Origin of the sequence: Bradyrhizobium erythrophlei (assembly GCF_900142985.1) — a bacterium.
Classification (GTDB): domain Bacteria; phylum Pseudomonadota; class Alphaproteobacteria; order Rhizobiales; family Xanthobacteraceae; genus Bradyrhizobium; species Bradyrhizobium erythrophlei_B.
This window is the reverse complement of record NZ_LT670849.1, coordinates 1,304,748-1,328,823: the sequence shown is the minus strand read 5'-3', so window position 1 is coordinate 1,328,823 and position 24,076 is coordinate 1,304,748. Positions and strand designations below refer to the sequence as shown.

28 protein-coding genes are annotated in these 24,076 nt (G+C 63.0%); 17 read left to right on the top strand and 11 right to left on the bottom strand.

Annotated elements, in window-relative coordinates; genetic code table 11:
- Positions 1 to 173 precede the first annotated feature (173 nt).
- Genes BUA38_RS06145 through ychF form a run of 3 tightly spaced genes read left to right on the top strand, consistent with a single transcriptional unit; the run spans position 174 to position 2,683 of the window.
- The gene (locus tag BUA38_RS06145) at positions 174 to 917 is read left to right on the top strand and encodes a 50S ribosomal protein L25/general stress protein Ctc (RefSeq protein WP_072817153.1); all 744 of its coding nucleotides are present in this window, start codon (positions 174 to 176) and stop codon (positions 915 to 917) included.
- Positions 918 to 938: 21 nt separating this feature from the next.
- Positions 939 to 1,556 (top strand): aminoacyl-tRNA hydrolase, encoded by a 618-nt coding sequence (gene pth, locus BUA38_RS06140; protein WP_072817152.1) that lies wholly within the window; start codon positions 939 to 941, stop codon positions 1,554 to 1,556.
- Between the two features lie 29 nt (positions 1,557 to 1,585).
- A complete protein-coding gene (gene ychF, locus BUA38_RS06135) occupies positions 1,586 to 2,683 on the top strand; it encodes a redox-regulated ATPase YchF (RefSeq protein WP_072817151.1) in 1,098 nt (365 codons plus the stop codon).
- Positions 2,684 to 2,692: 9 nt separating this feature from the next.
- Here ychF and BUA38_RS06130 read toward each other — a convergent pair whose 3' ends face one another.
- Entirely contained in the window at positions 2,693 to 2,986 is a 294-nt protein-coding gene (locus BUA38_RS06130) for a DUF4282 domain-containing protein (protein ID WP_072817150.1), read from the bottom strand.
- Positions 2,987 to 3,156: 170 nt separating this feature from the next.
- On the opposite strand from BUA38_RS06130, the gene BUA38_RS06125 reads away from it, so the two are divergent.
- The 3 genes from BUA38_RS06125 (at position 3,157) to BUA38_RS37490 (ending at position 4,335) form a co-directional block, all read left to right on the top strand.
- Positions 3,157 to 3,615, top strand: coding sequence for a MaoC family dehydratase (locus BUA38_RS06125; RefSeq protein WP_072825877.1), 459 nt, complete (start codon positions 3,157 to 3,159; stop codon positions 3,613 to 3,615).
- A 12-nt stretch (positions 3,616 to 3,627) separates the two neighbouring features.
- Complete coding sequence (locus BUA38_RS06120; RefSeq protein ID WP_072817149.1) at positions 3,628 to 4,110, top strand: MaoC family dehydratase; 483 nt, start codon at positions 3,628 to 3,630, stop codon at positions 4,108 to 4,110.
- Between the two features lie 81 nt (positions 4,111 to 4,191).
- The gene (locus BUA38_RS37490) at positions 4,192 to 4,335 is read left to right on the top strand and encodes a hypothetical protein (RefSeq protein ID WP_172805993.1); all 144 of its coding nucleotides are present in this window, start codon (positions 4,192 to 4,194) and stop codon (positions 4,333 to 4,335) included.
- 63 nt (positions 4,336 to 4,398) lie between these two features.
- Here BUA38_RS37490 and BUA38_RS37485 read toward each other — a convergent pair whose 3' ends face one another.
- From BUA38_RS37485 to BUA38_RS06095, 5 genes are all read right to left on the bottom strand, one after another.
- Positions 4,399 to 4,536, bottom strand: coding sequence for a hypothetical protein (locus BUA38_RS37485; protein ID WP_172805992.1), 138 nt, complete (start codon positions 4,534 to 4,536; stop codon positions 4,399 to 4,401).
- Between the two features lie 146 nt (positions 4,537 to 4,682).
- On the bottom strand, positions 4,683 to 5,102 hold the full coding sequence (locus BUA38_RS06110) for a hypothetical protein (protein ID WP_072817147.1): 420 nt from the start codon (positions 5,100 to 5,102) through the stop codon (positions 4,683 to 4,685).
- Between the two features lie 148 nt (positions 5,103 to 5,250).
- On the bottom strand, positions 5,251 to 6,216 hold the full coding sequence (locus BUA38_RS06105; RefSeq protein WP_072825876.1) for a hypothetical protein: 966 nt from the start codon (positions 6,214 to 6,216) through the stop codon (positions 5,251 to 5,253).
- A gap of 89 nt (positions 6,217 to 6,305) precedes the next feature.
- Positions 6,306 to 6,740: a nuclear transport factor 2 family protein gene (locus BUA38_RS06100; RefSeq protein WP_072817146.1), complete on the bottom strand. Its 435-nt coding sequence runs from the start codon at positions 6,738 to 6,740 to the stop codon at positions 6,306 to 6,308.
- Positions 6,741 to 6,921: 181 nt separating this feature from the next.
- A complete protein-coding gene (locus BUA38_RS06095; protein WP_072817145.1) occupies positions 6,922 to 7,191 on the bottom strand; it encodes a hypothetical protein in 270 nt (89 codons plus the stop codon).
- A gap of 221 nt (positions 7,192 to 7,412) precedes the next feature.
- On the opposite strand from BUA38_RS06095, the gene BUA38_RS06090 reads away from it, so the two are divergent.
- From BUA38_RS06090 to BUA38_RS06080, 3 genes are all read left to right on the top strand, one after another.
- Positions 7,413 to 8,525 carry an alpha/beta fold hydrolase gene (locus BUA38_RS06090; RefSeq protein ID WP_072817144.1) on the top strand — a complete coding sequence of 371 codons (1,113 nt, stop codon included), beginning with the start codon at positions 7,413 to 7,415 and terminating at the stop codon, positions 8,523 to 8,525.
- 79 nt (positions 8,526 to 8,604) lie between these two features.
- Complete coding sequence (locus BUA38_RS06085; RefSeq protein ID WP_072825875.1) at positions 8,605 to 8,832, top strand: hypothetical protein; 228 nt, start codon at positions 8,605 to 8,607, stop codon at positions 8,830 to 8,832.
- Positions 8,833 to 9,007: 175 nt separating this feature from the next.
- A complete protein-coding gene (locus BUA38_RS06080; protein WP_156898410.1) occupies positions 9,008 to 9,307 on the top strand; it encodes a hypothetical protein in 300 nt (99 codons plus the stop codon).
- A gap of 763 nt (positions 9,308 to 10,070) precedes the next feature.
- Here BUA38_RS06080 and BUA38_RS06075 read toward each other — a convergent pair.
- Positions 10,071 to 10,352: a hypothetical protein gene (locus tag BUA38_RS06075; RefSeq protein ID WP_072817142.1), complete on the bottom strand. Its 282-nt coding sequence runs from the start codon at positions 10,350 to 10,352 to the stop codon at positions 10,071 to 10,073.
- Between the two features lie 366 nt (positions 10,353 to 10,718).
- Here BUA38_RS06075 and BUA38_RS06070 point away from each other — a divergent pair, with 366 nt between their 5' ends.
- The 3 genes from BUA38_RS06070 (at position 10,719) to BUA38_RS06060 (ending at position 14,598) form a co-directional block, all read left to right on the top strand.
- Complete coding sequence (locus BUA38_RS06070) at positions 10,719 to 12,941, top strand: caspase family protein (protein ID WP_072817141.1); 2,223 nt, start codon at positions 10,719 to 10,721, stop codon at positions 12,939 to 12,941.
- A gap of 182 nt (positions 12,942 to 13,123) precedes the next feature.
- Positions 13,124 to 13,582 carry a YybH family protein gene (locus BUA38_RS06065; RefSeq protein WP_072817140.1) on the top strand — a complete coding sequence of 153 codons (459 nt, stop codon included), beginning with the start codon at positions 13,124 to 13,126 and terminating at the stop codon, positions 13,580 to 13,582.
- A 29-nt stretch (positions 13,583 to 13,611) separates the two neighbouring features.
- Positions 13,612 to 14,598, top strand: coding sequence for a Dyp-type peroxidase (locus BUA38_RS06060; RefSeq protein ID WP_072817139.1), 987 nt, complete (start codon positions 13,612 to 13,614; stop codon positions 14,596 to 14,598).
- A 150-nt stretch (positions 14,599 to 14,748) separates the two neighbouring features.
- Here the strand turns inward: BUA38_RS06060 and BUA38_RS06055 are convergent, their stop codons facing one another.
- On the bottom strand, positions 14,749 to 16,143 hold the full coding sequence (locus BUA38_RS06055) for a WG repeat-containing protein (RefSeq protein WP_172805991.1): 1,395 nt from the start codon (positions 16,141 to 16,143) through the stop codon (positions 14,749 to 14,751).
- Positions 16,144 to 16,272: 129 nt separating this feature from the next.
- Here BUA38_RS06055 and BUA38_RS38430 point away from each other — a divergent pair, with 129 nt between their 5' ends.
- Complete coding sequence (locus tag BUA38_RS38430) at positions 16,273 to 16,581, top strand: SEC-C metal-binding domain-containing protein (RefSeq protein WP_276328159.1); 309 nt, start codon at positions 16,273 to 16,275, stop codon at positions 16,579 to 16,581.
- A 183-nt stretch (positions 16,582 to 16,764) separates the two neighbouring features.
- A complete protein-coding gene (locus tag BUA38_RS06045; RefSeq protein ID WP_072817137.1) occupies positions 16,765 to 17,520 on the top strand; it encodes an SDR family oxidoreductase in 756 nt (251 codons plus the stop codon).
- A 17-nt stretch (positions 17,521 to 17,537) separates the two neighbouring features.
- Here BUA38_RS06045 and uvrB read toward each other — a convergent pair whose 3' ends face one another.
- A complete protein-coding gene (gene uvrB / locus BUA38_RS06040) occupies positions 17,538 to 20,444 on the bottom strand; it encodes an excinuclease ABC subunit UvrB (protein ID WP_072817136.1) in 2,907 nt (968 codons plus the stop codon).
- 134 nt (positions 20,445 to 20,578) lie between these two features.
- On the opposite strand from uvrB, the gene pgm reads away from it, so the two are divergent.
- Complete coding sequence (pgm, locus tag BUA38_RS06035) at positions 20,579 to 22,225, top strand: phosphoglucomutase (alpha-D-glucose-1,6-bisphosphate-dependent) (RefSeq protein ID WP_072817135.1); 1,647 nt, start codon at positions 20,579 to 20,581, stop codon at positions 22,223 to 22,225.
- 6 nt (positions 22,226 to 22,231) lie between these two features.
- Here pgm and BUA38_RS06030 read toward each other — a convergent pair whose 3' ends face one another.
- On the bottom strand, positions 22,232 to 22,426 hold the full coding sequence (locus BUA38_RS06030; protein ID WP_072817134.1) for a hypothetical protein: 195 nt from the start codon (positions 22,424 to 22,426) through the stop codon (positions 22,232 to 22,234).
- Positions 22,419 to 22,658: a hypothetical protein gene (locus BUA38_RS06025; protein ID WP_072817133.1), complete on the bottom strand. Its 240-nt coding sequence runs from the start codon at positions 22,656 to 22,658 to the stop codon at positions 22,419 to 22,421. The genes BUA38_RS06030 and BUA38_RS06025 overlap by 8 nt, the downstream gene beginning before the upstream one ends.
- 136 nt (positions 22,659 to 22,794) lie before the next feature.
- Between BUA38_RS06025 and BUA38_RS06020 the strand changes: the two genes are divergently transcribed.
- Both BUA38_RS06020 and BUA38_RS06015 read left to right on the top strand, forming a co-directional pair.
- Positions 22,795 to 23,031: a hypothetical protein gene (locus tag BUA38_RS06020; RefSeq protein ID WP_072817132.1), complete on the top strand. Its 237-nt coding sequence runs from the start codon at positions 22,795 to 22,797 to the stop codon at positions 23,029 to 23,031.
- Positions 23,032 to 23,054: 23 nt separating this feature from the next.
- Positions 23,055 to 24,026, top strand: a complete 972-nt coding sequence (locus tag BUA38_RS06015) for a hypothetical protein (RefSeq protein WP_156898409.1) — start codon at positions 23,055 to 23,057, stop codon at positions 24,024 to 24,026.
- Positions 24,027 to 24,076 lie beyond the last annotated feature (50 nt).

Below are 24,076 nucleotides of genomic sequence, written 5' to 3'. Positions count from 1 at the left end.
TCGGGGCACAGGGAGCCCGCCAGAGAAATATCGCTTCATTTCCTTGTCATTTCGGCCCTTTGGGGCTAGAACGCCGCCACGTTCGCGGCCCCCGCACCCCTGGAGGCTTGCTGCGAGACGGAAACGGGCCGCGATGCGGCCTTTAACTTTTTAGAAAACAAGGACTTAACGCAATGGCGACCGTCAAGGAATTGAAGGCGACCGCGCGTCCGAAGAGCGGCAAGGGGGCCGCCCGGGCCGAGCGTCGCGCCGGGAGAGTGCCCGGAGTGATTTATGGCAACAACCAGCCCCCGGTGACCATTTCGGTCGATGACCGCGACCTGCGCCAGCGCATCCTGGCCGGCCGGTTCCTGACGACGGTTTACGACATCGATCTGGAAGGCAAGAAGCACCGCGTGATTCCGCGCGACTTCCATCTCGATCCGGTGCGTGATTTCCCGCTGCATGTGGACTTCTTGCGGCTTGGCGAAGGCGCAACCATCCGCGTCAGCATTCCGCTGCACATCGTGAAGGCCGAAGCTTCGCCGGGCGTGAAGCGTGGCGGCACCGTCAACATCGTGACCCACACCATCGAGCTGGAGTGCAAGGTCGACAACATCCCGCAATATGTCGAGGCCGACGTCAGCGGCCTTGAGATCAGCTACTCGCTCCATCTGTCGGACATCAAGCTGCCTGCCGGCGTGAAGTCGCTGACGCGCGAAGACGCAACGCTCGTCACCATCGTGCCGCCGTCCGGCTACGCCGAAGAAATGAAGGCTGCTGCTGCGGCGGCCGCCGCTCCCGCGGCCGGTGCCGCGGCGCCTGCGGCTGGTGCCGCGGCTGCCGCTCCCGCGGCCGGTGCTGCTGCGCCTGCGGCAGGTAGCGCCGCTCCTGCGGCGGGTGCCAAGGCGCCCGCGGGTGGCGACAAGAAGAAGTAAGAGGAGACGGGATGCCGCGCCATGCGCCTGTTTGTTGGTCTCGGCAACCCCGGCTCGAAATACGCGCATAACCGCCACAACGTCGGCTTCATGGCCGTCGACGAAATCGCGCGGCGTCATGGTTTCTCACCATGGCGCCGTCGCTTTCAGGGCATGACGTCGGAAGGTTCGCTGGACCAGGAGAAGGTTATCCTGCTTCGCCCGGAAACGTTCATGAACGAATCCGGCCGCGCGGTTCAGGAGGCTCTGAATTTCTTCAAGCTCGGCGTGGACGACGTCGTGGTGTTTCAGGACGAACTCGAACTGCCTCCCGCCAAGCTGCGCGTGAAGGTCGGCGGAGGAATCGCCGGCCACAACGGTCTGCGGTCGATCTCGGCGCATATCGGCAACGACTATCGCCGCGTGCGGCTCGGGATCGGTCACCCCGGCATCAAGGAACTGGTCCACGGCTACGTGCTGTCGGATTTCTCCAAAGCCGACGGGCCGTGGGTCGAAGCCTTGTGCGGCGCGATCGCAGACAACGCCGGCCTGCTTGCGACGGCCAGGGATTCGACGTTCCAGAACAAGGTGCACCTGGCGATGCAGGCCAAGGGATTCGACGAGGGATTTTCCGACAAGGATGACGGTGACGCCGTCTAGTCCACTCAATCGGCTTTCAGGACAGATCAATGGGATTTAAATGCGGTATCGTCGGGTTGCCCAATGTCGGCAAATCGACGCTGTTCAATGCACTGACCGAAACGGCGGCGGCGCAGGCGGCCAACTATCCGTTCTGCACCATCGAGCCGAATGTCGGTGAGGTCGCGGTTCCGGATCCGAGGCTCGACAAGCTTTCCGAAATCGCCAAGTCCGCGCAGATCATTCCGACGCGGCTGACCTTTGTCGACATCGCCGGGCTGGTGCGTGGCGCGTCGCAGGGCGAGGGGCTCGGCAATCAGTTTCTTGCCAACATCCGCGAAACCGACGCGATCGCGCATGTCGTGCGCTGTTTTGAAGATTCCGACATTACTCATGTCGAAGGCAAGATCGCGCCGCTGGCGGATATCGACACCATCGAGACCGAGTTGATGCTGGCCGACCTCGACAGCCTTGAGAAGCGCGTCGACAGCCTCGCCAAGAAGGCAAAGGGCAACGACAAGGATGCCAAGGAGCAGCTCGATCTCGTCAACCGCGCCCTGGTGTTGCTCCGCGATGGCAAGCCGGCGCGTGCACTCGAACGCAAGGCGGAAGAAGAGCGCGCCTTCGCCATGCTGGGATTGCTGACTTCAAAACCCGTGCTTTACGTCTGCAATGTCGAAGAATCCTCGGCAAAGGACGGCAACAACTTCTCGAAGCAGGTCTTCGAGCGTGCCAAGCAGGAAGGCGCGGTTGCGGTCGTGATCTCGGCCAAGATCGAGTCTGAAATCGCGACGCTGTCACGCGAGGAGCGCAAGGATTTCCTCGATACGCTGGGCCTCGAGGAAGCGGGCCTCGACCGCCTGATCCGCGCCGGCTACCAGTTGCTCGATCTCATCACCTATTTCACGGTCGGCCCGAAGGAAGCCCGTGCCTGGACGATCCATCGCGGCACCAAGACGCCGGCGGCGGCCGGCGTCATTCACACCGATTTCGAAAAGGGATTCATTCGCGCCGAAACGATCGCCTACGCCGATTACGTCGCGCTTGGCGGCGAAGCCGGCGCGCGTGATGGCGGAAAGTTGCGTCTGGAAGGCAAGGAATACGTCGTCGCCGATGGCGACGTGATGCATTTCAGGTTCAACAACTGACGCTATTCGCTAGTGGCCCGTGCCCTGATCGCGGATCGCGCCGAGGTGTTCATTGATCCGGAACACGATCAGGACGAATTCCGCCGCGATGCGCGAGAAGATGATGCCGACGACGACGCTGGCGATCGAAGACAACAGCTGGATGAAGCCGCCGAAGGGACTGATCGCCATTGCGGCCAAACCTGAGAAGATGCCGGCGATGCCAAACAGACAGATCAGCGCGATCACCAGCCAGTAAAATGTCTTGATGATCGTAGGCGTAATAAAGCGGTCCCACTGAAACAGATCCTGAAAGTCGAACATCAGTTTGCCCCCGGGAAGTCGAATGTGATTCGCACGATCCGTCTCGTTCAACAAATGGCTAGCGCCGAACGCAGGTTCGGGCAAGGTGAAGGCGAGCCATGCGCGTGGATTGGGTTGAGATTGCCACAAAGTGCGGCCACAATCTGGCTTTCGGCAAGATGTCCCCCGAGATGAACAAGCTTTTCTTCGAAGACTTCAAGCTCGGCCATTTGGGCCGCTTCGGACCGCGGCATGTCACGGCCGAGGAAGTCCGCGCCTTCGCCGCCGAGTTCGATCCGCAACCCATGCACCTCGACGAAGCGGCCGCCTCGCGTTCGATGCTCCGAGGGCTCGCCGGTTCGGGCTGGCATCTTTGCTCGATCACGATGCGCATGATGTTCGATGGTTTTATCGGCCGCACCGCATCCTTGGGTTCGCCGGGGGTCAATGAGCTGCGCTGGCTGGCGCCGTTTCGGCCCGGTGACGACATCACGCTCGATGTCGAAGTGATGGAAGCGCGTGTCTCGCAGAGCCGTCCGACCACCGGCATCGTGATGTTCAAGATGACCGCGAGCAATACGGCGGGGCAGGCGCTGTGCGAGATGACGTCGCCGATCATCGTTGAACGCCGCGACGCGGCGGCGGGCTGACAGGTTTTGTCGATGAATTTCTTCGAAGACATCCAGATCGGGCAGCGGCTTGAACTCGGCTCGTTCGCGTTCACCGCCGAAAACATCAAGGCTTTCGCGGTGCAATTCGATCCGCAGCGCTTTCATCTCGATGAAGAGGAAGGGCGGAAGTCGCTGTTCGGCGGTCTGGCGGCGTCTGGGTGGCATGTCGGGTCGGCCTGCATGAGGCTGCTCGTGGATGACAGCCAGCGCCGGGCGCGCGAAGCCATCGCCCGCGGCGAAGAGGTCGCAGTCTGGGGACCATCGCCGGGTTTTCGCGAATTGCGCTGGATCAAGCCGGTGCTGGCGGGAGATACGATCAGCTTTGCGAGCGAGGTCGAAACGCTGCGCACCTCGGCAAGCCGGCCCGAATGGGGAATTCTGGAAGCGCGCCACCGCGGAACCAACCAGCGGGGGGAGCTCGTGTTCTCAATGCTGGCGACGGCGTTCGTGCCGCGGCGGAGCCGTGTGGCCTAGCGCGCGGGCGAAACCAAATCCTCGCTAACGTATTATGAACCAGTGCCTGTCAAACCAATGCTGGGCACGAGAGGGATGATCATGGCCGACCGCCGCGGATTGAAATTGCTGGGCTTTATTTTTGCGACCGTTACGGTCGCGGTGATGTTCGCCACCGGAATGGTGGTGAAGGGCTATGCCGACGGCGCTTATTCGCTCGAGAGCGAGCAGGTCGCGTTCAGATAGTCAGCTTCCGCTAACCATACTCGCAAAAGACCTGCTGAAAACGCGGCTGCCGAAAGCGGTAGGCTACCTGCTCCAGATCAGCGCCAGCACCACGACCGCAGCCAGCAGCAGCCCGACAAAGCGGATCATGATAGTCCCGACATGTTGGGGTTGCGCGCGCAACGGAATCGGATCGCTGTTGTCGGGCCGAACGGTCTTCATGCAGGAAATCCCCAAAGTTACCTGCACTTGGTCGTGACCCGGGGCCGAAAGGTTCAAGGCGCGCCGTTCCATGATGACGTCGTGATCCGAAAAACGTCGGGCCGGGACATGCCCGGCCCGAAATCCCGCAATCGTTGGCGAACCGATCAGCTGTTGCGCAAACCGTCCGCGGCGCGCTTCCACTGCGCCACGTTGTCGGCGATCATGCGCGTCGACTTCATCGCCGCCTGGCTGAGCTGGGCGTAGCCCGAAATCTCGCGCTGAACGCGCTGCCCTTCGGCATGGAGAACATCACGCAGGCTCTCGAGCTCCGAGATCAGATTCTCGATCTCGGCCAGCGAGGTGCCCGCCACGCGCTGGATCAGCGAGTTGACATTGGTCACCGTGGCGTCCGCGGACGCATCGGCGACGTCGGTGCCTCCGACCATGCTCGGCGGCGCCGGACGGCGCAGATAGGCGATGTCGTTGCGGACAAAGTCGCGGATGCCGGCCTCGACTTCGGAGGCCGCGTCAATGTTGGTGTCCTCTTCGATCGAATCAATCTTCTCGGAACGAATGGCGTTCATCGGCTGCTTCCCTGTTTCGCGTTGGTCGCGACCCGCGGGTGTCCCCCCGCACGTCGATGTTGACGGGTCCATCAGGGCTTCCGATTTTGACCGCATCGCGGCCAATATGCGGCAATGAAGGTGCTTTCGCGAGACCGGTCGGTGACCGCTACCAGCTCTGTTTGAAGCCGGCGGAAATGCTTTTATTCGCAATACCGAGCGGAGTTTCCGCGATCGAGCCTGAGATATTGAAGCCGCCGACGATCTTCTGTTCGGCGCCGATCTTGCGCAGCCATTTGTCGTCGGTGGTCGAAAGCGACTGGCCGGCCGAAAAGCTGGTGCCGGTGTCGGCGATGCCGAGTTTGGCGGATTGTTCCGTCCCATAGGTCGCGCGGCTGGCCGCGCCCGGCATCGGCGCAAAGCCCTGCGTCATGTTGTAGCCGTTCTCCAGCGTCAGCGAATATTGATCGCCGAGCCGGAGCGACTTGCTCAAGGAGGTGCCGAGCTTGCCTTGGTCCTGCGCCGGATCGATCCGCGCTTCAACCGCCGTCTTGTCCCAGATCGAGCCAACGCCGGGCACAGTGACGGAGGCCCATGCCGAGCCGGAGGATTGCGGCTCGCTGCCGCCATTGGCGGCTTTCTCGGCCAGCAATTCGGCGAAGGTCTGCGGTTGCCGGACAACGGTCATGTCCGCGCCGACCCGTGTATCCAGAAATGGCGAAACCGGCTGCTTGACCGAGACCGCGGACCCGAAGGCCTTGTCCTGAGCTGACCACGACATTTCGCCGGACGACGCCGCGCGCGGGCCGGCATGCAGCGGTTTGGGGTTCGTCGTCATCAGGGTGGAAGCATCGACGTCGAGCAGGCTCCAGTCGATATCGAGATCGGCGAGTTCGGTATCGTCGGCCGCCTCAGCCGGGTCCTCCATGTCAGGAGCGTCGGACCGCTTCGCCTCGGCTTGCGGATCGGCCTCCGGCCAGGGCGAGACCTTCGGAGGGGCCGGCAAAGGCACGTCTTCCAGAGATTTCAGCTGCAGAGATTTGGCATCGGGGGAATTAGTCTGGGCGTAAGCGGGCCAACCGTTTGCGGCCAGCAAAAGCAACCCGGCCAAGCCGTATCCGACCTTCGAAATCATCGATCCCGCCCACACCAACGATGGCATCCCATCGTTGCCGAAAGGTGGCGTGCAGGACAAGCCGCCGCAAGGCCGATCGCCGATTAGACTTAAGAGGCGATGCGCGGCAGATGAATGGGATGGCCCAGCGCCTGCTCCACCAGGTCAAAGGTATCGACCAGGATGCGGATGCTGGCGAGCTTGCCGGCCTTGAACTGAGCAAATTGCGCCAGCCGCAGGCTGATCGGCTTGTTGGCGTCGAGCATGGTCAGCGAATAGCGCATCATCGAGGCGGCCGTATCCGTGCCGAGCATGATGGACTCGCGGTCGAACCGGTGTACGCGGATATTGTCCGCGACGCGGCGGATCACCTCAAGCACAGCGGCCTTGCCACGGCGGGCGCCGAAGAACGGAAACATGTCGATCGGGCCGTAGACGGCCCAGTCGATATCGTCGTCGATCAGCGCTTCGAGGTCTTCGTGCTGGCGGTCGTTGATTGCGCGATGCAATGCACGCGAGAAACGCCAGAGACTATGCTCTGTCATGGCTTAAATTCTTCCCGACTGGATTTTTTCGTCAGCGGCCGGCCCTGGTGGGCGTCATTGGCGACGCCGTGCCTGGAACGCTGATTACGCCGCATCATAGCCGCACCGAATTTGAAGTTTTCAGATAGTCGAAGTTCGCCGAAATGCAAATGCAATTATGCATTGCACAATTGCGAGGGTCCTACCTCCGCTCCTGATGCATCACTGATTCGGACTCCACAGCGATTTCATCGTCGCGCGCCGCCATGATGCCGAACCAGGCGGCGCCGCCGAGTGCGCCGATCATGGCGCCGGCCGGCATGAAGCTGAAAAACACCAGCATGCCGCTATAGCCTTCAAAATCCGTGGTTTTGAAGACTTCGATCCACGCCAGCCCGGCGCCGATGCCGAGCGCCGCCCCTCCGATCGCCCCCAACATCAGGCCGAGCAGGGCGAATAGCGCGATTTTCATGATGGTCCTGGTCCGAGGGGGCGGGATGCCCCTTCGGTAGTCGGCGGACGGCACGGAAGGTTCATGGCGGGCATGAAGGTTTGCCGGCTGGAGCGCCCGACATGCGCGCCACAAGGCCGCATCCCGGTATCCGACAACCTCGAAGCCTTCACAGCGCGAACCCGCTTGTCTATCGTCCCGCGCAACCGGCCGCGAAGCCGGACAATCAGGGGGAAAGACGCGTGAAGAGCATCATCCATGCCGCCGGCCTTGCTGCAGGACTTGGCTTGCTGTTGTCGTTTTCGGCCGCGGCGCACACGCCCCAGCAACCGCCGCACCAGTCCTACAGTGAAGGTGACCTCAAGCTTGAAAGCGGCGAGGTGATCAAGGACTTCGCGATCTCCTACGTCACCCACGGCAAACTGAACGACGCCAAGTCCAACGCGATTTTGATGGTGACGGCGCTCGGCGGCAACCACCACCGCATCGATTTCATGATCGGGCCCGGCAAGGCGCTCGACCCCGACAAGTACTTCATCATCTGCACGGACGCGATCGGCAACGGGCTGACGACGTCGCCGAGCAATTCCAAATCGCAGCCGCGGATGAGCTTTCCGAAATACGCCATGCGCGACATGGTGGAATCGCAATACCGGCTGTTGAAGGAAAAGTTCGGCATCGACCACGTCATCGCCGTGGTCGGTCCTTCGATGGGCGGCATGCAGGCGCTGCAATGGGGCGTCAGCCATCCCGATTTCATGGATGCGCTGGTGGCGATGGTGCCGCTGGCCAAGACGCCGGCCTGGAGCGTCGCCGTGGTCGAAGCCTCGCGCAAGGCGATCATGAACGACGCGGCCTGGAATGGCGGCAATTACGACGCGCCGCCGGAGAAGGGCATTCGCCTGATGCGCGACATCCTCAATCTGATTTCGGCGCGCACGCCGGACATGTATTCGGCGCAATTCAAGAACGGCATGGATGCGTTGCCCTGGATGGAGCAACAGGAAACCGCGATGCTGAAGGCGATGGATGCCAACGACTGGATCTACCAGACCTGGGCCTATGAGCGTCATGACGTCGGCACCACGCCGGGATTCAACGGCGACACCGCCAAGGCGCTGGCCTCGATCAAGGCGAAGACCCTGATCATGACCGGCACCAAGGATCTGCTCAATCCGGAATTCGAGCCGCTTGAGACTGGCAAGAATATCGTCGGCGTCAAGATGATGACGATCAGTCCCGGCACCATCACCGGTCACGCTTCCGCGGGCGGCGCGATCGCGGCCGATGTGGAGTTTTTGAATCGCGAAACGGCGGCGTTTCTGCAGAGTGTGAGGCCCGGCGCCGCGCGGTGATATGGAACTCGAACGCCCGTCGCGGATTATCCGGTCAGCACAGCACATGCTGACTGGAATCCGCGAGGGAATGATCGTCATGAAGATTGCCACCGCACTGCTCGTCATTGTTGCGTTCGCCGGCGCAGCCGGAAGCGCCGAGGCCAAGGGCTGCCTGAAGGGGGCCGTGGTCGGCGGCGTCGCCGGTCATTATGCCGGCCATCACGGCATGCTCGGCGCGGCCGCCGGTTGTCTCTACGGACGCCATCGCGCCAACGAGCAGCAGCGCCTGCAGCAGAGCCAGGATAACGGCCAGAACCGGATGTAAGTGCGCGGGCGCGAGGCCGCGCACGGCAATCTCGTGCGGAACAGCAGCAACAGCCGCAGCGGGTGAGCGGAATATTCCCGCATCCGCAGTGCAAAACGCTTAAATTTAAATTTACGCGACAGACGTGCCGAAGCGGCTCAACCTTCCCCGACTTGAAGATTTGCGGGAGGTGCGCATGCGCCACTTGAGGAACGGGCTTTTGACGTTGGCCGTTTGTGCGACGGCGGTGACCGCTGTCGTTGCGGCGAGCGAGGCCGAAGCGAGCAGCCAGCACATCAAAAAACATCATCAGCGAATGAGCCATCATTACCGTAACAGCTACGGCTTCAACGATGTCGGGACCACGGGCACGGTCGCGCCGTCTTTCCGTCGCACGGTCTGTCCCGGCATGGGCCGCAGCTTCGACTGCGGCACATGGCCGCCTCCGATCGACGAGGATCCGGACCGCAAGGTCTCGGGGTCCGACGGCGGGTGAAATCCTTTCCGTCATCGCGAGCGTAGCGAAGCGATCCAGCGAAACGGATAAGACTGGATTGCTTCGTCGCTTCACTCCTCGCAATGACGTTGTCCTAACGGGCGCGACTCCGCGTTCCCGCGACGTCCCACGCCCGAGGTTTCGCAATATCGCTCGCCCCGTATCGAGAGGGCGCAGGGAATGCCGGGTGATCAGACTCACCCGCAGCCTCGCGTGCGAAAGGAAAAAGCACACGAGTAAGTCCACCACAGGTTCGCCGAACGATCCGGCATTCCCTGCGCGAGTGGTTTTACGGTTTCCTTCGTGCTCTCCCCGGTGAACGGGCTTTCTTGCCACCGTCATTCCCGAGAAGCGTCAGCTTCTTGAGAACTTGATGTCAGCGTCGAGACATCAGGACCACACGACTTCGCCATCCGCTGCCGATGCGTTCGTCTGCGCATCGCGAGCGTCCATCGCATCCCGCTTCCAACGTCCGTGACGATCGCGAAACGCCCCTTGTGAGGAGAGCGGGACGCGCGGAAAAATGCTTTTGATTTGCCCGACGCCGCAAGCGAATGCGTCTGCGACATGTTGGCGCGACGGGCAAATCACCTCGTGTGCGTTGAAGCGATGTCAAACGGAATTTCGTGTCCCGGACGCGATGCGGCGCCACAAGCGCGTTCACGCGCGTCTTGGACGCCACAGTGCCGCTTCGCAGAGCCGATCCCATGACTATGGGCCCCGGATCAGCAGTGCATCGCGGGCGCGCTGCGAATGCCTGTTTTCAGAAATAGGGCGGGGGTAATTCCAGGTAGCTGAAGATCGCGGCAAGGACCAACAGACCGAGGCCAATTCCGGAAAACAGCAGGATGCCTTCGAGCGACGCGTTCGCGGGCTTTGATCGGCTCGCTGCGCGGGCTGAAATTGAAATTCCGGGGGCGTCAGTGGCCGGGCGGATATCTTCTCTTAAAGCAAGCGATGACATGAAACGGACCTCGTATCTGCAATGCGTGTGGTCGAATGCCCTGCCCATCTCTTTGTTTTCCGCCGCAGCGATCAGGTTCAATGGGAACCGGTTTGAAATCGGATGGAACCCGAATACGCGGGCGCCGGGGCCGGATAGGGTGGGCCTTCCGCCGCGCCTCAGTAGACTCTGTCGGCAGTGGCGAAGACGAGATCGTGTAAGCGTCAAGTAAGAATCGCCTCGCGTTCTTTCGGCGGGTGGTGTGTGAAACCGAAACCCACTCCCCGCCGTCCCCGGCATGGCTGATCCTTCGGGGCGCTGCTGGCGCTTTGACTTTGATGGCCGATAATGGGCACATGGCCGGAAGCGCATAACGGCCTCGTTTATGCGCTTTATATCGGTCTGTTCAGGGGACATTCAGCGAGCGTCCGCTCAAGCTGCTTTCTTTGAGAAGTGAGGGGAAACGTGATGCGACGCGCAAGAAGCATTTTCTTGTCTCTGCCGCTTTTTTGGCTGGCCCTGGCCGCGGGATTGGCCGGTCCGGCCGCGGCGCAACAGCCAGCGCAGGAGAAGCGCATCGCGCTGGTGGTAGGCGATGGCAACTATGAAAAGGCGCCACTTCCGACCGCGGCCAACGATGCGGGCCTGATCGCGCAAACGCTTCAGGCCGCGGGATTCGATGTCATCGGGGCGCGGGATCTCGATGCGGATGCCTTGCGTAACAGCTTTCGCGATTTCATGGAGAAGGTCCAGGCTTCTCCCGCCGACACGGTGGCGATGATCTATCTGTCCGGCTACGTGGTCCAACTCGCCGGCGAAAACTACTACATTCCGGTCGATGCGAAGATCGGCCGCGACACCGATATCCCGATCGAGGGATTGCGGATCAGCGATTACACGCGCCAGCTTGCGTCGCTTCCGCTCAAGGCGAGCATCATCGTGCTCGATTCGGCGGGGCCGCAGCCTTTTATCGAAGGCGGCAACCCGATTGCCGGCGGGCTCGCGCTGGTGGACGCGTCGCCGAACATGCTGATTGCCTTCAACGCGGCGCCCGGCACCGTCGCGCCACCCGAGACCGGCAATTACGGCGTCTACGCGCAAGCGCTCGCCGAAATGATCCGCACCGGCGGACTGTCGCTGCCCGACGTCTTCGATCGCGTGCGGCTGCGCGTGAGCGAGAACAGCAAGGGCGCGCAGGTGCCGTGGGACGACCAGAAGATCCAGGCGCCGTTCTCCTTCTTCGACCGCGCCCCCGACGCGCCGCCGGTGCAGGGTTCACCCGACCAGGTTGCCGCCATTCGCACCCGGCCGCTCCGCGATCTCGGTGCGCAGGAGGCGTTCACCGCCGCGCTGACGCGCGACACCATGCAGGGTTACGAGGATTTTCTGGCCGCCTATGCCGGCGATCCGCTGTCGAAGCGGGTGAGGGCGATCCTGGCGGCGCGGCGCGAGGCGATCACGTGGCGCCGCACCTATCTGGCCGATACGCCCGATGCCTATTGGTCGTATCTGCGGCGCTATCCGCAAGGACCGCATGCATGGGATGCGCGGCGGCGTCTCTCTTATCTATCCGCGGCGCTGGAGCCGCCGCCGTCCTTTCCGGTGATGGACTACGACCTGCCGCCGCCGCCGCCGGATGAGTTCGCCTATGTGGACCGCCCGGTGTTTTATTTCGGCGATCCCGAATTTGCTTTCGCGCCGCCACCGCCGCCGCCGGTGTACTTCCTGGGGCCGCCGCCCGATGATTTCGTGGTGCTGCCCCCGCCGATCGTGGCGATTGGGATCGGCGTGGGCGTGGGAATTGGGTTGTTTGTTCTCCCGCGGCCGGCCTTCGTGCCGTTCCCGGCCTATGTACGGCCGCCGGTATATGTGCGGTCGCCGCCGGGCAACATCATCTTCAACAACATTCACAACACCACCGTCATCAACACGGTCATCAACAATCCGACGCCGTCTCCCGCGGCCGTGACGGCGGCCGGCGGGCCACGGAGCGGCGTGCTCGGTCCCAGCCTGCCCAACCGGGTCGAGCAGCGCGCCACGCTGATCCAGCAGGGCAAGCTGCCGCCGCCGCCGAGCGCGTCGATCAACCCGCGGGCCGCGCCCGGTACAACGCCGGCCAATCTTCCGCAGGGCGGCAGAGAATTCCGGCAGGAATTGCCAAGAAGCAACGCGCTGCCCGTTCCCGGCCAGAAGGGCGCGCCGCCGCCATCGCCCGGCACCGCAGCGCCGACCAACACGGCTCCGAACCGGCTGACGACGCCGACACAGCCGGGCCAGCCGAATTTGCGCGAGGAGAGGGTTGCACCAAGCGGGCCCGGCCGGCCGCCGGTCGTGCAGAATCAGACGACCCCGACTGCGCCGACGACCTCGCCGAACGTGCGCGAGCGCGACAGGCGTGGGCCTCCGCCATCCGGCGCGACGACGACCACTCCATCGCGGTCGACGCCACCACCGCCGCCGAAGCCGGAGATGAGGCGCGCACCGCCGCCACCTCCTCCTCCGAAGCCTGAGATGCGGCGTGCGCCCCCACCACCGCCTCCGCCGAGGGCTGCGCCACCGCCTCCGCCAAGGGTTGCGTCGCCGCCTCCGCCAAGGGCCGCGCCGCCACCGCCCCCACGGCCCGCGCCACCGCCGCCTAGACCTGCACCGGCGCCGGCCAAGAAGTGTCCGCCCAATCAGCCGAAGTGCTGAGGGTATCTCGTGTCCCGGACGCGATGCGGTGCCATAAGCGCGTTCACGCGCGTCTTCGACGCGCTATGGTACCGCTTCGCAGATCTGGGACCTCATGATTAAAAGTGCGTGGGCCCCGGCTCAGCAGCGCATCACGCCGCTGGCGCGCTGCGCAGCATCCGGGGCACGAACACGGAGACCACATGAATCCCTTGCCGATCGCGAATGCCGAGATCACGAAATTCTTCCACGGCTGGCTGGAGACTTTTTCCGGCTATGTGCGTGAGGTCGATTACGCCTCGGCAAGGCCGCTGTTTCATCCCGATGTGCTCGCCTTCGGCACCCACAATGACGTCATCCCCGGCCTCGACCAGTGGCTCAAGACGCAGTGGAATAACGTCTGGCCGAAAACGACCGACTTCCGCTTCACGCTCGATCAGACGCAGGTGCTGGCCTCGCCCGACGGCAGCACCGCGATCGTGATCGCGCCCTGGACCTCGACCGGCTATCACGAGGACGGCAAGCCGTTCCCGCGGCCGGGACGCGCGACCATGATTTTCTCCAGGAATGGGCAGGGGTGGCTCTGCACCCACTCACACATGTCGCTCAACCGCGGCGTCCCGCAGCTAAGCCACGCCAACCGGCCGGTGAAGGCGTGGTAGGTTATTTCCAGTAGGCGGAGAAACTCGGGATGTCCGGGAAAAATTGGGACAGGGTGCCGATCGACGCGCAGAGCGTCGATGCGCCGCTATCGTCGTCGGCGGTGTTTCTGGTGGTCACTGTCGGTGGCGACCAAGCGGCGCTCTCGAAAGCCGCCTCGGTGCTCGGCGAGCTCGACGATCTCGTCAAGAACGTCGGCTTTCGCGATCTGTCGGGCCGGCTGTCATGCATTGCCGGAATTGGCCGCGATCTCTGGGATCGACTGGGTCTGGACCGGCGGCCGCAGGAATTAAAACCGTTCGCACCGATCAAGGGATCTGTTCACACGGCGCCGTCGACAGCCGGCGACCTTCTGTTTCATATCCGCGCCGAACGGGCGGACATGTGCTTCGAGTTTGAACGCATGCTGCTCGACAATCTTGGCGCCAGCGTCACGGTCGTCGACGAAGTCGAAGGCTTTCGCTATTTCGATGCGCGCGATCTTCTCGGCTTTGTCGACGGGACGGCCAATCCGACCGGCCTCGACCTGCCGGCCGCGGCGCTGGTCGGCGACGAGGATGGAGACTTTGCCGGCGGCAGTTATGTCGTCGTGCAGAAGTACTTGCACGATATGAACGCCTGGAAAGAGACTCCGACTCATCTTCAGGAAGAGATCATCGGCCGCACCAAGATCGATAATATCGAGATCGACGATGACGATGCGCCGCGCAAGTCGCACAAGTCTCTGGCCACCATCACGGACGCCGACGGCAACGAATTCGATATCCTGCGTGACAACATGCCTTTCGGCCGGCCGGGCAAGCAGGAATTCGGAACCTACTTCATCGGCTATTCCCGGTATCTCTGGGTGATCGAAAAGATGTTGCAGCGAATGTATATCGGCGACCCGCCGGGGGCTTATGACCGGCTGCTCGATTTCTCGACGCCGCATACCGGCACCACGTTCTTCGCGCCAGCCCGTCCGACGCTGCAAAAACTGGTTGAAGCCGCGCAGGAGAAGCTTGCGGTGGACAGGTGAAAGCTTGGTGAGGGCCGTGTCCCGGATGCGATGCGGTGCGTAGTACCGCTTCGCGAAGCCGGGACCCATTGGTGATAAACTGGGCCCCGGCTTGGCAGCGCATCGCTGACGCGCTGCGCAGTATCCGGACAGGCGGCAGGAGAAGCCCAGTCAATGCGGCGCGCGTGCCAGCGGCACACCGCACGGACGCGTGGGCGGCGCTGCGGCGTCGATTTCGGCCGGAGTGAAGTCGATCGCGCTGCCGTCGGGGCGCAGATGCGCTGTTCCGCCTCTGACCTCGACGCTGGCAAAGCCGTTGTCGAACGATTCCGCAAACCGATAGACCGGCGGGATCGCCCAGGCGCCGCTTTTGTCGATGAACCCCCATGATCCCTTGCAGCCCGCGGGCGCGAGACCATTCACGAATGGCCCCGGGGTGAAGTGTTCCTTGTGGGGTCCGAGGCTTTCGTAGCGCGCCGCAAGCACAGTCTTGCCGTTGCGATCGATGAAGCCGTAGCTGTCGCCGTCCGACGTGACCGCGGCGAGCCCCTCCTGAAAATCCCCTGCGCCTTTGTATTTCAGGGGAATGACGAGTTTGCCTGACGTATCCATGAAACCGCAACGGTCGTCGCGGCAGACCGACATCAGCCCGTCCTGCACTGCGCCGAATGAATTGTAGACCTGCTTCGAAACCAGGTGTCCCTCGGCATCGACCAGCCGGACGAGAGCCGGCGGTTCGCCATTGCCGCGATAGCTGCGATCGATGCCACCGACGCTCCAGAATTTTTCACCGACTTTGCTGATTTGCTCGTAACGCGGCTCGACCACGAATTTGCCGCTGCGATCGATCAGGCCGCTCTTGCCCCAACTCGCGCTGATGCTCACCACGGCGCGACCGTTGTGAAAGGTGTCGGCCTCCGCGAAACGCGGCGGGATGATCATCTTGCCGTCGCGGTCGATGTAACCCCATTTGCCGTCGACCAGCACGGCGGCAAGGCCTTCCGAAAACAGCCGCGCGCCGGCGAACGTAACCGGTATGACGACCTTGCCCGATGTGTCGACGTAGCCGTGGCGAAAATCGTGGCCGCCCTTGTAAGACGTCACGAGGCCGAGGCCCTCGGTGAAGGCTTCCGCAGCATCCCGGGGGCTGCCGACTTCCTCACCCTTCGGGTCGAGATAGACCCAGAGACTGTCGACGCGTTGCACGGCGGCACGATTCTCACAATAGGGTCCCGCCTGCTTGAACTGCGGCTCGACCTTCCAGGCGCCGTCGACGCTCATGTAGCCCTGCAAGCCACTTTGTTTCTTTTCGACCGCGACCACGCCATTGGCGGTCGCGGTTCGCGGCACGACGCGGTCGCCCGGCTCGCCGATCGGCCGGCCATCCATCGCGAACATCTGGCATTTGCGCTGATCGTCGCAGCGCTGCGGGATCAGGTCCGTCACACCGGTGTCGATACCCACCGCCGAATTGTCCATCGGCCGGCAGGTTTGCGCGAGTGAAGGCGTGGCACTCACAAGGGTTGCAGCAGCAAGGATGGCGAACATCAGGCGCATGGGAAACATCGTTTTTCCGAATAGTTCTTTGTCGGCGAGAGCGCCGAAACGGTTCGGCCGCCGGATTGCGATTTTTTGTTCGTGTTGCCGTCGTCGGTCGCGCGATGGTGTTAACCATGCCCATCGGCCGGTGCAGGCGTGGTCAGGGGTGAGCGTCGGCGCTTCCATCGCAAAAGGCGATATGGTAGCGAAGCGCTGCGGCGATCTTGCCGCATTTTCAAATGGAGGCCGTCATGCGCAAGCTCGACGATTTCGAAAACCTCCCCAGCTTTCAGCATCTCGCGTAAGCGGCGGAAGTCTTACCCTTCAGAAACCCAGGTCAAGCGTGGACGTCGCGTCGTCCATGGCGATGTCGAGTTGACTGAAAAGCTCGGCCGCAACGACCTGTGCCCATGCGGCTCCGGACGCAGGTTTCAAAGCCTGCTGCTTGAAGTCGGGGACGTATGACGGCAGCAACCGCCATTACTACTTTCAGGGAGTAGGAGCGCGAAGCTTCCGAATTCGCGGCTGTCATTCCCTGCGATTTCTGCGAAAGCCGTACTCCGGTCGCGTTTTTTTCTTCGGCATTCGAACCCATTTTGAGATCACCGGTTATCTAAGGATTCCTGTCATCGAAAAAGGAGGTCAACCATGAAGATCGTCGTGATCGGCGGCACCGGCCTGATCGGCGCGAAGACCGGCGCTATTCTGCGCCAGGCTGGCCACGAGGTCATCGCTGCCTCGCCCAAAAACGGGATCAACACGATCACCGGCGAGGGGCTCAACGAGGCGATGGTGGGCGCGCAGGTGGCGATCGACCTCGCCAATTCGCCCTCTTTCGAAGACAAGGCGGTGCTGAAGTTCTTCGAGACCTCCGGCCGTAACCTTGTCGCGGCGGAGTCCGCGGTCGGTGTCCGGCATCATGTCGCGCTGTCTATCGTCGGAACCGACCGGACGTCTGAAAACGGCTACTTCCGCGCCAAAGTTGCGCAAGAGAAACTGATCGCGGCTTCCGGCATTCCCTACACCATCATCCGCGCCACCCAGTTCATGGAATTCCTCGGTGCCATCGCCGCTTCGAGTGCAGATGGAAACGTGGTCAGGGTCGCGCCCGGCCTGTTCCAGCCTATCGCGGCGGATGATGTTGCCGGGATCGTTGCCGATGTGGCGCTCGCGCCGCCGCGAAACGGCATTGTCGAAATCGCCGGCCCGGAACGAGCGCCGTTCAACGAAATTATCGCCCGCTATCTGAAAGCTGTCGGCGACCCGCGTGAAGTCGTTCGCGATCCCGGAGCCCTGTACTGGGGCGGCCGGGTCGAGGAGCAGTCGCTGGTGCCGTTGGGCCAAGCGCGTCTTGGCCGCATCGGTTTCGACGAATGGTTCCGCCGCTCACGGGCCGCAGCCTGATCCGCTGTTTTGGAACGTTACCGCTTCTTCCACCTGCCGCGCTTGCCCGGCGCGCCGCCGGACGAGCGAGGGGAAGGACCGAACTCGGGGCCGGATTGCTGCGAGTTGGTTGGCTGGAAGATCTTGCTGGTGTCGCCGAAGGGTTTTTCGGGTAACGCGCGGTTGCCGCGATAGGGCAGCGATTCCGGCCCGTGCATTTCGTCGAGATGCGGCTTGTGGACTTTGGAGCCGCCGCGGATTTCATCGCCCGAGGGCAACAGCGGATCGCGCTCGCGCGAGCCGCCGCCCCGTTTCTTCATCGCCGCTGCCGGCAGGTTCGCGGCCTCGCCATATTTCTTTGCGCCCGCGTAAGTGCCGGCCTTGGTCGCGACGCCACGCTGCTTGATGGTGGGGTCGTCGACGACGGCCATTTCCGTCGCACGAAGCCGCTTGACCTCGTCGCGCAGGCGCGCGGCTTCCTCGAAATTCAAGTCGGCGGCGGCCTCGCGCATCCGAGTTTCCAGATCGGCCAGCACCGCCTCGAAATTGTGCCCGATCGCGATCACGTCGTCGGCCATGCCGCCGTCGCCGACCTCGACCAGCACGTGGTCGCGTTCGTAGACCGAATTGAGGATGTCGCCGATCGATTTTTTCACGCTCTCCGGCGTGATGCCGTTGGCGGTGTTGTACTCGACCTGCTTCTCGCGGCGGCGGTTGGTTTCGGCGATGGCGCGCTCCATCGAGCCCGTCATCTGATCAGCATAAAGGATCACGCGGCCGTCGACGTTGCGCGCGGCACGGCCGATGGTCTGGATCAGCGAGGTCTCGCTGCGCAGAAAACCTTCCTTGTCGGCGTCGAGGATCGCCACCAGCGCGCATTCGGGAATGTCGAGGCCCTCGCGCAGCAGGTTGATGCCGACCAGCGCGTCGAACGCGCCGAGACGTAAATCGCGGATGATCTCGATGCGCTCGATGGTGTCGATATCGCTGTGCATGTAACGCACGCGAATACCCTGTTCGTGCAGATATTCGGTCAGGTCTTCGGCCATGCGCTTGGTCAGGACCGTGATCAGCGAGCGATAGCCCTTTTGCGCGGTGGCGCGGACCTCGCCGACGAGGTCGTCGACCTGCGTGCGCGCGGGGCGGATATCGACGGGAGGATCGATCAGGCCGGTGGGACGGATCACCTGTTCGACGAAGACGCCGCCGCTTTCATTGAGCTCCCAGCCGCCGGGCGTCGCCGACACCGCGACCGATTGCGGCCGCATCATGTCCCATTCCTCGAAGCGCAGCGGGCGGTTGTCCATGCAGGAGGGCAGGCGGAAGCCGTATTCGGCGAGCGTCGCCTTGCGGCGGAAGTCGCCGCGGAACATGCCGCCGATCTGCGGCACGGTGACGTGGCTTTCATCGGCGAACACCAGCGCATTGTCCGGCACATATTCGAACAGCGTCGGCGGCGGCTCGCCGGGGCGGCGGCCGGTGAGATAGCGCGAATAGTTTTCGATGCCGGCGCAGCTCCCGGTGGCTTCCATCATTTCGAGATCGAAAGTGGTGCGCTGCTCCAGCCGCTGCGCCTCCAGGAGGCGTCCCTGGTTGTTGAGCTGGTCGAGGCGCAGTTTCAACTCGCCCTTGATCGACTTGATCGCCTGCACCAGCGTCGGGCGCGGCGTTACATAGTGCGAATTGGCATAGATCTTGATGAATTCGAGCTCGTCCTGCTTGTGGCCGGTGAGCGGATCGAACTCCTCGATATTTTCCACGGTGTCGCCGAACAGGTTCACGCGCCAGGCGCGGTCTTCATAGTGCGCCGGGAAGATGTCGATGACGTCGCCGCGGACGCGGAAGGTGCCGCGGGTGAAATCGGCTTGGGTGCGTTTGTACTGCAATGCGACGAGGTCGGCGATCAGCTGACGCTGGTCGATGCGCTCGCCCTTCTTCAGCGCGAAGGTCATCGCGGTATAGGTTTCGACCGAGCCGATACCGTAGATGCAGGAGACGGAGGCGACGATGATGACGTCGTCGCGCTCGAGCAGCGCGCGTGTCGCCGAGTGGCGCATGCGGTCGATCTGCTCGTTGATCGAGGAATCCTTCTCGATATAGGTGTCGGTACGCGGGACGTAGGCTTCCGGCTGGTAGTAATCGTAATAGCTGACGAAATACTCGACCGCATTGTCGGGGAAGAAATTCTTGAACTCGCCATAAAGCTGCGCGGCGAGCGTCTTGTTCGGCGCCAGAATGAGCGCCGGGCGCTGCGTCGCCTCGATCACCTTGGCCATGGTGTAGGTCTTGCCCGAGCCGGTGACCCCTAACAGCACCTGGGTGCGGTCGTTGCGGGTGATGCCCTCGACCAGTTCAGCGATCGCGACGGGCTGGTCGCCCTTCGGCTCATATTCAGATTTGATCACGAACGGCTGGCCGCCTTCGGATTTTTCTGGGCGGGGCGGGCGGTGCGGCGTCCAGATTTTCGTCGAGCCGTCGTCGCCTTTAAATTCGGGCCGGCCGTCGCGGATCAGCGCTTCCAGCGCCTCGGCGGTGGCGGCGACGCCGAGCGCCTCCATCTTGCTGCGCGGCGGACGCGCCAGCGCCTCTTCGTCATCCTCGGCGGTCGGCAGGCCGAGCTGCCGCGCCAGTTCGGGATCGAGCGTCGGAATGGTGGCGGCGGTGCCGTAGTTGGCCTGCGGGGTTTCCTCAAACCCTTTGGTCGAGGCGCGGGCGCGGTGCGCGGCCGCTTCGCCGCCGGCGCGGCGGTCCCAGGAATTGTCCGGCGGCGGCTGCAAGCCGGTGGAGGAACCAAGCCCGCTTTCGCCGCGATTGATTGCCGGATTGAGCAATTCCGCAAGCGCCGGGCCGATCGGCTGCACCTCGGGCCTCGAAGCCTTAGAACTTGGCGCTTTCGACTTGAGGGCTTTGCCGGGTTTTTTCGGGGAATTCGGGGACTTCGCCATGGCCGGAATATGGGACGAGTCCGGGTCGGAGAAAAGGGTCAGGAACCACCAGCTCAACGATCTGTTGCACTGTCAGTAGTTGTCAGCACGTGCGCGAAACCGCAAAGTGCCGGACGTCATTTTTGGGGGATTCAATGCCCGACATTCATCCGCTCGCCGGAAAACCCGTTGCGCCGTCGATGCTCGCCAATATTCCGCGGCTGGTGACGGCCTATTTCGCGGGCAAGCCCGACCCGAAGGTCGCGACGCAGCGGGTGGCGTTCGGCACGTCCGGCCATCGCGGCTCGGCACTCAACGATGCCTTCAACGAGTCCCATATTCTGGCGATCACCCAGGCGCTGTGCGATCACCGGGCTGAGAAAAATCTGACCGGTCCGCTGTTCATCGGCATCGACACCCATGCGCTCGCCGAGCCGGCGCTGGCGAGCGCGCTGGAAGTGTTCGCCGCCAATGGCGTCACGGTGATGATCGACGACCGAAACGGCTACACGCCGACGCCGGTGATTTCGCACGCGATCCTGACCTACAACAAGGGGCGCACCGAAGGTTTCGCCGACGGCGTCGTGGTCACGCCCTCGCACAATCCGCCGGAAGACGGCGGCTTCAAATATAACCCGCCGAATGGCGGCCCGGCCGACACCGATGTCACCGGCGCGATCGAGCGCGCGGCCAACCGCTATCTCGAAAACAACCTCGACGGCGTCAAGCGCATGCCGTATGAGCGCGCGCGCAAGGCATCATGCGTGCACCGTTACGACTACATCACGCCTTATGTCGCGGATCTCGCTGATGTCCTAGACATGGAGGCGATCCGATCCTCCGGGGTCAAAATCGGCATCAATCCGCTCGGTGGCGCGGCGGTGCATTACTGGCAGCCGATCATCGAGCGCTATGGTCTGAATGCGACGCTGATCCGCGACGAGGTCGATCCGACCTTCCGTTTCATGACGCTCGACTGGGACGGCAAAATCCGGATGGACTGCTCCTCGCCATACGCGATGGCGCAGCTGATCGGCATGCGCGACAGGTTCGACGTCGCCTTCGCCAACGACACCGACGCCGACCGCCACGGCATCGTCACCCGCTCCAACGGCCTGATGAACCCGAACCATTTTCTGGCAAGCGCGATCGCGTTCCTGTTCGAGCATCGCCCGCAATGGCGCAAGGACAGCGCGGTCGGCAAAACCATCGTCTCCAGTGCCATCATCGATCGCGTCGCCGGCAAGATCGGCCGCAAGGTGGTGGAGACGCCGGTCGGATTCAAATGGTTCGTCGACGGGCTCCTCAGTGGCGGCTTTGGTTTTGCCGGCGAGGAGAGTGCGGGGGCCTCGTTCCTGCGCAAGGACGGATCGGTGTGGACCACCGACAAGGACGGCGTCATCATGGGGCTATTGGCTGCCGAGATCACCGCCCGCACCGGCCGCGACCCAAGCCAGTCGTTCGAACAGCTGACCAAAGAACTCTGTATGCCGTTCTATGCGCGGATCGATGCGCCGGCGACGCCGCAACAGAAGAGCCTGTTCAAGTCGCTGACGGGCGAGAAGCTTGCGATGAAAGAACTTGGCGGCGAGAGGGTCATCGCGGCGCTGACGGCTGCGCCCGGCAATGGGCAGTCGTTCGGCGGTATCAAGGTCGTAGCCGACAACGGCTGGTTCGCGGCACGCCCCTCGGGCACCGAAGACGTCTACAAGATCTACGCGGAAAGTTTTCGCAGCGAAGCGCACCTGCGCCAGATTCAGCAGGAGGCGCAGTCGGCGATCGCGCGCGTATTCGGCGCCTGAAGGCCTTCAGGCGGCCGGCGCCGGCGTCGTCGAGGAGCTGTTGACGATGTCGAGGTGAATGCCGCCGCAGTGGGTGCAGCGCATGGTCCAGTATTCGGCGCCCGCGCGCCCGCCGATCACGCGCAGCACGCGGAGCTGGCCTTCGCAATCGGGGCAGTTGGATCGGACGTCGGCGGAAGAGTTCGTCCTGGTTTCATGCATGAGCCGTCCTCCGCTTTTGCTCCGGCAGTACCGATCGCCGGTTGAGGTAATCGATGCGGGTCTTGGCGTCGGCGATGGCGGCCTCGGCGTCGGACCAGGCGAAGCCGACCTCGAGTTCGGGAAACGAGACGCCGTCGATGACGACGGGTTCGGAGTCCTCGCGCCGGATTCTGGCGTGCCAAAGTCCCTTGCCGAGTTCAAAAGCGTCGATTTTAAAGCCGTTATAGGTCATGCGCGCATCCCGCCGATTTAGACGGAATCAAACCACGAACCGCTCCGGACGACTGTGAACTGGTTCACACTTTCGGGAGAAGTTCGATGTTAGGGCTCCGGAAACCTATATAAGCGGCGCACAACAGGAGAAATCGATGGTGGAGGCCGCGGATTCGCTGGTTCTTGACCTGGTCGAGTGGATTGCCCGGGAACCGCGTCCCTATCAGGAGGTCATCGCGGCCTGGCGGACCTCATGTCCGCGTCTCACCATCTGGGAAGACGCCGTCGATTCCGGATATGTCACCCGCGCCGGCGCTACCGCTTCTCAGGCCATGGTCGTCGTCACCGACGACGGCCGGAAATGGCTGCGCGCGCACGGCCGCATCAGCTGATCACGGATTTAGGGGATAAGGCGATGAACACGCCTGCTTTCGCGCGCGTTAGAACACTTGCGGTTGTCGTTGCGGCGCTCGCGATGTTCGACGCCACACCCGGCCTGGCCGCCGAAAAGGTCTACGATCCCGCAGCCGGCAGCCGCTGGATTGTCGAGACCGAGACGCGCGGCGAAGAGGTGCGGCCCGACGGCACCGTGACGTCGCTGGTGAGGACGCGCGCTGAACTGACGATCGAGCAGAAGACGGCGGATGGATTTCGCATTTCCTACGTTCATCGCGGCGCGACCATCGAGGGCAACGCGCGCAGTGTGCCGCTGCGCCGTGCCTACATGAAGGTGCTGGAGAATGTGGTGATACGCGCCAGCACCGATGCCAGCGGCAAGCCGTTGCGCATCGACAATCTCGATGAGGCCAGGGACAAGATGCGCAGCGTCGCCAGCGAACTGGTCGGGCAATTCGACCAGCGTCCGGCGGCGCGGGCGTTGTTCGACCAGCTGATGGCGGAACTGGTCGAGGTCGATGCCGGCAGCGCCGCCACGGTTTATCTCGATGTGCTCGGCACGCTCGCCGTTGCGCAAAACACCGGCATGAAACCGGGCGAGTTCAGGCAGGTAATCAAGCCCGCGGAGAATCCGCTCGGTGGCGATGCGCTGAAATCGAACGTGCGCTTCGAACTGGTCGACGCCGATACGGACGGGAGCCGGCTCAAATTCGTCAACGTCACCTCCGTCGACCCCGCGGCGCTGAGTGAGTTCATGCGGGACTTTGCCCGGAGTTTGCTTGCCGCTTCCGGCGACAGCGTCACGCCGGCACTTGTCAACCGGCTCGTCAGTTCAATGGTGTTTTCGTTCGACAAGCGCGCCGAATTCGACGTCGAAGACGGCATGACGCGGAAGGTCGCCGAGAAATCAACGACGGTGTTTCGCGGTATGGAACAGAACCTGATCCAGACCGACGCGCGGACGACTACGCTGACGCCTGCCGTGAACTGACGCCCGCGTGACCCGCATCACGCCGCAGCGGTGGTGAAATAGCTTTTTAA

What these genes read in the sequence shown, in the direction of transcription:
- BUA38_RS06145 (WP_072817153.1), top strand. Translation starts at nt 174, where the DNA reads ATGGCGACCGTCAAGGAATTGAAGGCGACCGCGCGTCCGAAGAGCGGC.
- pth (WP_072817152.1), top strand. Translation starts at nt 939, where the DNA reads ATGCGCCTGTTTGTTGGTCTCGGCAACCCCGGCTCGAAATACGCGCAT.
- ychF (WP_072817151.1), top strand. Translation starts at nt 1,586, where the DNA reads ATGGGATTTAAATGCGGTATCGTCGGGTTGCCCAATGTCGGCAAATCG.
- BUA38_RS06130 (WP_072817150.1), bottom strand. Translation starts at nt 2,986, where the DNA reads ATGTTCGACTTTCAGGATCTGTTTCAGTGGGACCGCTTTATTACGCCT.
- BUA38_RS06125 (WP_072825877.1), top strand. Translation starts at nt 3,157, where the DNA reads ATGAACAAGCTTTTCTTCGAAGACTTCAAGCTCGGCCATTTGGGCCGC.
- BUA38_RS06120 (WP_072817149.1), top strand. Translation starts at nt 3,628, where the DNA reads ATGAATTTCTTCGAAGACATCCAGATCGGGCAGCGGCTTGAACTCGGC.
- BUA38_RS37490 (WP_172805993.1), top strand. Translation starts at nt 4,192, where the DNA reads ATGGCCGACCGCCGCGGATTGAAATTGCTGGGCTTTATTTTTGCGACC.
- BUA38_RS37485 (WP_172805992.1), bottom strand. Translation starts at nt 4,536, where the DNA reads ATGAAGACCGTTCGGCCCGACAACAGCGATCCGATTCCGTTGCGCGCG.
- BUA38_RS06110 (WP_072817147.1), bottom strand. Translation starts at nt 5,102, where the DNA reads ATGAACGCCATTCGTTCCGAGAAGATTGATTCGATCGAAGAGGACACC.
- BUA38_RS06105 (WP_072825876.1), bottom strand. Translation starts at nt 6,216, where the DNA reads ATGATTTCGAAGGTCGGATACGGCTTGGCCGGGTTGCTTTTGCTGGCC.
- BUA38_RS06100 (WP_072817146.1), bottom strand. Translation starts at nt 6,740, where the DNA reads ATGACAGAGCATAGTCTCTGGCGTTTCTCGCGTGCATTGCATCGCGCA.
- BUA38_RS06095 (WP_072817145.1), bottom strand. Translation starts at nt 7,191, where the DNA reads ATGAAAATCGCGCTATTCGCCCTGCTCGGCCTGATGTTGGGGGCGATC.
- BUA38_RS06085 (WP_072825875.1), top strand. Translation starts at nt 8,605, where the DNA reads ATGAAGATTGCCACCGCACTGCTCGTCATTGTTGCGTTCGCCGGCGCA.
- BUA38_RS06080 (WP_156898410.1), top strand. Translation starts at nt 9,008, where the DNA reads ATGCGCCACTTGAGGAACGGGCTTTTGACGTTGGCCGTTTGTGCGACG.
- BUA38_RS06070 (WP_072817141.1), top strand. Translation starts at nt 10,719, where the DNA reads ATGCGACGCGCAAGAAGCATTTTCTTGTCTCTGCCGCTTTTTTGGCTG.
- BUA38_RS06065 (WP_072817140.1), top strand. Translation starts at nt 13,124, where the DNA reads ATGAATCCCTTGCCGATCGCGAATGCCGAGATCACGAAATTCTTCCAC.
- BUA38_RS06060 (WP_072817139.1), top strand. Translation starts at nt 13,612, where the DNA reads ATGTCCGGGAAAAATTGGGACAGGGTGCCGATCGACGCGCAGAGCGTC.
- BUA38_RS06055 (WP_172805991.1), bottom strand. Translation starts at nt 16,143, where the DNA reads ATGTTTCCCATGCGCCTGATGTTCGCCATCCTTGCTGCTGCAACCCTT.
- BUA38_RS06045 (WP_072817137.1), top strand. Translation starts at nt 16,765, where the DNA reads ATGAAGATCGTCGTGATCGGCGGCACCGGCCTGATCGGCGCGAAGACC.
- uvrB (WP_072817136.1), bottom strand. Translation starts at nt 20,444, where the DNA reads ATGGCGAAGTCCCCGAATTCCCCGAAAAAACCCGGCAAAGCCCTCAAG.
- pgm (WP_072817135.1), top strand. Translation starts at nt 20,579, where the DNA reads ATGCCCGACATTCATCCGCTCGCCGGAAAACCCGTTGCGCCGTCGATG.
- BUA38_RS06030 (WP_072817134.1), bottom strand. Translation starts at nt 22,426, where the DNA reads ATGCATGAAACCAGGACGAACTCTTCCGCCGACGTCCGATCCAACTGC.
- BUA38_RS06025 (WP_072817133.1), bottom strand. Translation starts at nt 22,658, where the DNA reads ATGACCTATAACGGCTTTAAAATCGACGCTTTTGAACTCGGCAAGGGA.
- BUA38_RS06020 (WP_072817132.1), top strand. Translation starts at nt 22,795, where the DNA reads ATGGTGGAGGCCGCGGATTCGCTGGTTCTTGACCTGGTCGAGTGGATT.
- BUA38_RS06015 (WP_156898409.1), top strand. Translation starts at nt 23,055, where the DNA reads ATGAACACGCCTGCTTTCGCGCGCGTTAGAACACTTGCGGTTGTCGTT.